Origin of the sequence: Streptomyces sp. 13-12-16 (assembly GCF_002114215.1) — a bacterium.
GTDB lineage: Bacteria > Actinomycetota > Actinomycetes > Streptomycetales > Streptomycetaceae > Streptomyces.
The window spans coordinates 1-4692 of record NZ_NCTE01000433.1 but is presented as its reverse complement, the minus strand read 5'-3'; the positions used below and the strand labels follow the sequence as shown (position 1 = coordinate 4692).

The 4692-nt window shown below is 72.7% G+C and carries 4 protein-coding genes and 1 pseudogene; 3 read left to right on the top strand and 2 right to left on the bottom strand.

Going from position 1 to position 4692, the window contains the following annotated elements; translation table 11 throughout:
• Nucleotides 1-286: 286 nt before the first annotated feature.
• Nucleotides 287-967 (top strand): hypothetical protein, encoded by a 681-nt coding sequence (locus B7767_RS17810; protein ID WP_085573058.1) that lies wholly within the window; start codon nucleotides 287-289, stop codon nucleotides 965-967.
• 117 nt (nucleotides 968-1084) lie between these two features.
• Nucleotides 1085-1825, top strand: coding sequence for an ALF repeat-containing protein (locus B7767_RS17805; RefSeq protein WP_085573057.1), 741 nt, complete (start codon nucleotides 1085-1087; stop codon nucleotides 1823-1825).
• 48 nt (nucleotides 1826-1873) lie between these two features.
• On the opposite strand, the gene purH is transcribed toward B7767_RS17805, so the two are convergent.
• Nucleotides 1874-3460 (bottom strand): bifunctional phosphoribosylaminoimidazolecarboxamide formyltransferase/IMP cyclohydrolase, encoded by a 1587-nt coding sequence (gene purH / locus B7767_RS17800; RefSeq protein WP_085573056.1) that lies wholly within the window; start codon nucleotides 3458-3460, stop codon nucleotides 1874-1876.
• Nucleotides 3457-4095, bottom strand: coding sequence for a phosphoribosylglycinamide formyltransferase (gene purN, locus B7767_RS17795; protein ID WP_085573055.1), 639 nt, complete (start codon nucleotides 4093-4095; stop codon nucleotides 3457-3459). The genes purH and purN overlap by 4 nt, the downstream gene beginning before the upstream one ends.
• Nucleotides 4096-4469: 374 nt before the next feature.
• On the opposite strand from purN, the pseudogene B7767_RS17790 reads away from it, so the two are divergent.
• A pseudogene (locus B7767_RS17790) lies at nucleotides 4470-4692 on the top strand (hypothetical protein); the annotation flags it as partial.

Sequence of the window (4692 nt, the reverse complement as noted above, 5' to 3'; positions counted from 1 at the left end):
AGGCCGGGACCCCGGCGGCGCGGGCGATCTCACCGGTCGTGGCGCCGCCGGACGCGGCGTGCAGGGCGACCGCGCGGGCTCGCCCGAGCAGGTTCGTCAGGGACCGCCCGGGGTCGTCGGCGCTCGGAGGGCGGGGCCCTGGCTCGTGCAGCAGCGAGTACCAGGGCACGGGCGGCAGCCCCGGGTCGGCGTAGGCGACCGGCTCGCCCCAGTTGAAGTACGAGGGGACCAGCGTGGGCCCCGGCCGTTCAGGTGCGGGTCCCGGTCCGCCGTCTGCCGGGGATGGGTGACCTCCAGGTACGGCCTGCTGACGCGGAGCCGGGCGGCCCAGGACGGCTACGGCCTGACCGCGGAGAGGCCGAGGAAGCCCCCGGCCGACCCGAACGCCCGACGGGTGTCGGCGCCGGCCGAGCGTGACCGCCGCGCGTGGGAGGGCGCGCTCGAGGGGGCGGCGGACGGGCCGCGTGAGGAGATCGAACTGCCCGACGAGCCGACCGTGTCCGTGGCCACCGGTTCCTGCGTCTCCGTGGCGCGCCGGGCGCTGTACGGCGCTTCGTGGGACCGGATCCACCACTCGGTGCAGAGCCTTCGCAACTCGGTCGTGACGGACACGCCCGACCACTCCCTCGTGAAGTCGGCCGAGCGGAAGCGGGCCGCGTGCATGCGCGACGGGGGCTCCCCGTACGCGCACCGCGAGGACCCGCTCAAGGCGCTGAGGAAGCGGCTCGACGCCGCCGGTTCCGACCGGGAGGCCCTGCGTGCCACCGGGCGCGAGGAACTGAGGACCGCCGGGCAGGACGCCGTCTGCCAGGTGGAGGCCGGTCTCGCCGAACACATCGCCCGCGCCCAGGAGAAGGTGGAGAAGGCGCTGCCCTCCGCCCGTACGGCCCTGGTGGAGGACTTCCTCGCGCTGCGCGGGACCGCGTTGAAGCGCGCGGAGGCGCGGGGTCCCGCCGCCCGGCAGTGACGGGGCGTCAGGACTGCCTGGTTCCGGCAGTGATCTCCGGGGCGGACGGTGGCAGGGTGTTCGGGGGCGGCGATCGCCGCCTCCCTGAAACCCCTTACCCACAAGGCAGGTTGACGTATGAGACTGACCCGCGGTGTTCTGCTGGTGACCGCCACCGCACTCACGCCGGCCCTCCTCCTCACCGGCCCGGCCTTCGCCGCGGACGCGGCGCCGTCGTCCGTCGCCGTCACGGTGGCGGACGACCCCGGTACGCCGGTGGACGAGATGTCGGAGGAGGAGCTCCGCTTCGCCATCGCCCGCATCCTGGCCGACCCGGACTCCGGCAGGGGCGTCGAGCGGGAGGCGAACGAGGCCCTCGACGGCACCGTGGAGGACATGCGCGAGTTCCTCAAGACCGGTTACCGGCTCGCGCAGTTCGAGGACGACAAGGTCGCCCTCTTCACCATCCTCGGCAAGCCCTACGCAGGAAAGCGCGTCAAGCAGGAGATCTACGCACTCCTCGACGCGCCCACCCCCGAAAAGCTCCGCACCTGGCTGGAGACCGGCTACCGCCTCGCCCAGTACGAGGACGACAAGGTCGCCCTCTTCACCATCCTCGGCAAGCCCTACGCAGGAAAGCGCGTCAAGCAGGAGATCTACGCACTCCTCGACGCGCCCACCCCCGAAAAGCTCCGCACCTGGCTGGAGACCGGCTACCGCCTCGCGCAGGCCGAGGACGACCGCGTGGCCGTCGCGCGGATGCTGGCCGATCCGGACATCAGCGACGCCCTCCGCGCGGCCGCGGAAGAGGTCATCGACGGTACGCCGGAGGAGCTGCGGTACTTCCTGGAGACCGGCCGGTACGAGGTGGACAAGTAGGACACCTCCGCCCGGCCGCTCGCACGAGCGGCCGGGCGGAGGGACCCGTCAGTGGAAGAAGTGGCGCGTGCCCGTGAAGTACATTGTCACGCCCGCCTTCTTCGCGGCCTCGACGACCAGTTCGTCGCGGACCGAGCCGCCGGGCTGGACCACGGCCTTCACCCCGGCCTCGGTGAGGATCTCCAGGCCGTCGGGGAACGGGAAGAACGCGTCCGAGGCGGCGTAGGAACCGGCCGCGCGCTCGGCGCCCGCCCGCTCCACCGCCAGCTTCGCGGAGTCGACGCGGTTGACCTGGCCCATGCCGACGCCGACGGAGGCGCCGTCCTTGGCGAGCAGGATCGCGTTGGACTTCACCGCGCGGCACGCCTTCCAGGCGAAGGCCAGCTCGGCCAGCTCCGCCTCGGAGAGGGCCTCGCCGGTGGCCAGCGTCCAGGTGGCCGGGTCGTCGCCCTCGGCCTGGAGGCGGTCGGTGACCTGGAGCAGGGCGCCGCCGTCGATCGGCTTGACCTCGACCGGGGCGGAGGGGGCCTCCGGGGCGCGCAGCACGCGGATGTTCTTCTTCTTGGTGAGGGCGTCGAGGGCGCCCTCCTCGTAGTCCGGCGCGACGATGACCTCGGTGAAGATCTCCGCGACCTGCTCGGCCATCTCCTTGGACACCGGGCGGTTGACCGCGATCACGCCGCCGAACGCGGACAGCGGGTCGCAGGCGTGCGCCTTGCGGTGCGCCTCGGCGACGTCCGCGCCGGTCGCGATGCCGCAGGGGTTGGCGTGCTTGATGATCGCGACGGCCGGCCCGTCGTGGTCGTACGCGGCACGGAGGGCGGCGTCCGTGTCCGTGTAGTTGTTGTACGACATCTCCTTGCCGTGCAGCTGCTCGGCCTCGGCGAGACCGCCCGTGCCGGACACGTACAGGGCCGCGGGCTGGTGCGGGTTCTCGCCGTAGCGCAGGATGTTCTTGCGCTCCCAGGTGGCGCCGAGGAAGTCGGGGAACTGCCCCGCGGCGGAGCCGCTGTCGGCCGCAGCGTCGACCGGGGCGTACTCGGAGGCGAACCAGGAGGCCACCGCCACGTCGTACGCGGCCGTGTGCCGGAAGGCCTCCGCGGCGAGCCGCTTGCGGGTGGTGAGGTCGAAGCCGCCGTCCTGGACCGCGGCGAGGACGTCGCCGTAGCGGGCGGGGCTGGTCACGACGGCGACCGAGGGGTGGTTCTTGGCGGCTGCGCGCACCATCGACGGGCCGCCGATGTCGATCTGCTCCACGCACTCGTCGGGCGTGGCGCCCGAGGCGACGGTCTCGCGGAACGGGTAGAGGTTCACGACGACGAGGTCGAACGGCTCCACGCCCAGCTCGGCGAGCTGCCGCCGGTGGTCCTCCAGGCGCAGGTCGGCGAGGACGCCGGCGTGGACCTTCGGGTGCAGGGTCTTGACGCGGCCGTCCAGGCACTCGGGGAAGCCGGTGAGCTCCTCGACCTTGGTGACGGGGACGCCCGCGGCGGCGATCCTCGCGGCGGTGGACCCGGTGGAGACGAGCTCCACGCCGGCCTCGTGCAGGCCGCGCGCGAGGTCCTCGAGGCCGGTCTTGTCGTAGACGGAGACGAGCGCCCGTCGGATGGCCCGCTTGTTGCTCTCGGCGGTCACTGGATAACTACCTTTCGTCCCTCAATGCGGTAGCCGTTGCGGGCGAGGAGCCCCACGACCTCGACGAGCAGCCTTCGCTCGACGTCCTTGATGCGCTCGTGCAGAGCGCTCTCGTCGTCCTCGTCCCGGACCTCCACCACGCCCTGCGCGATGATCGGTCCGGTGTCGACGCCGTCGTCGACGAAGTGGACGGTGCAGCCGGTGACCTTGGCGCCGTACGCGAGTGCGTCCCGTACGCCGTGGGCCCCGGGGAAACTGGGCAGCAGGGCGGGGTGGGTGTTGACGAACCGCCCGCCGAAGCGCGCGAGGAACTCCTTCCCCACGATCTTCATGAACCCGGCGGACACCACGAGGTCGGGTTCGTGGGCGGCGACGGCCTCGGTGAGCGCCGCGTCCCACGCCTCGCGGGTCGGGTGGTCCTTGACCTTGCACACGAAGGTCGGCAGCCCGGCGCGCTCGGCGCGGGCCAGTCCCTCGATGCCCTCGCGGTCGGCGCCGACGGCCACGACCTCGGCCCCGTACGCCTCGGCGCCGGTGGCGGCGATCTCGTCGAGGAGCGCCTGGAGGTTGGTGCCGGATCCGGAGACCAGCACGACGAGACGCCTGGCGCGCTCGGCCACGGGCTTGGCGGCCACGGTGGGGCCCTTTCTCGGGGAGCGTCCGTGCGGTCGACGGCACAGCGCTTTGTGTATTCGTACGAATGCTTCGGGCCCCCGGATACGGGGAAGCCTACGAAGCGGCCGACCGTCAGCAACGATACCGGCACACCGGGCGGCCCCCACGGGACGGGGGCGTGGCCGGAAGGTAGCGTCTGGGAAGAGCCGGTCCTGGAACGTCGGAGCGCGTGGGAACGCGAACCGCGCACCGGGCGTTGACAGGATGACGGACCCGGGCAGCGCAGAGCCGACGGGAACGCACCGGTTCACCAGCCCAGTCGTAGTCGAATACGTCGTGCGAGGCGGCCACGCCGGACCACGCCGTGCTTCATTAAGGGGAAGACGCTCACTTGATGCCGGACCGCAGCCTGCGACTTCTCACGTTTCCCCAGCAGTCCGCCCAGGGAGGGGAGCGGAGCGCCGTGCTGCTGCGGGAGCGCCCCGCCTCGCCGCCCGACGCGCCCCGCGGCGACGACGGGCGCCGTGGTGACGAAGGCGCCCGGGAGCCCCAGGACGGCAACCCGTTCGCGCCGCCGCCGGAGGGGGCTCCCGACCGGCCCTGGCAGCCGAGGCACC

Bases quoted from the DNA above. Each gene is read 5' to 3' on its own strand.
- B7767_RS17805 (WP_085573057.1), top strand. From the start codon at position 1,085: ATGAGACTGACCCGCGGTGTTCTGCTGGTGACCGCCACCGCACTCACG.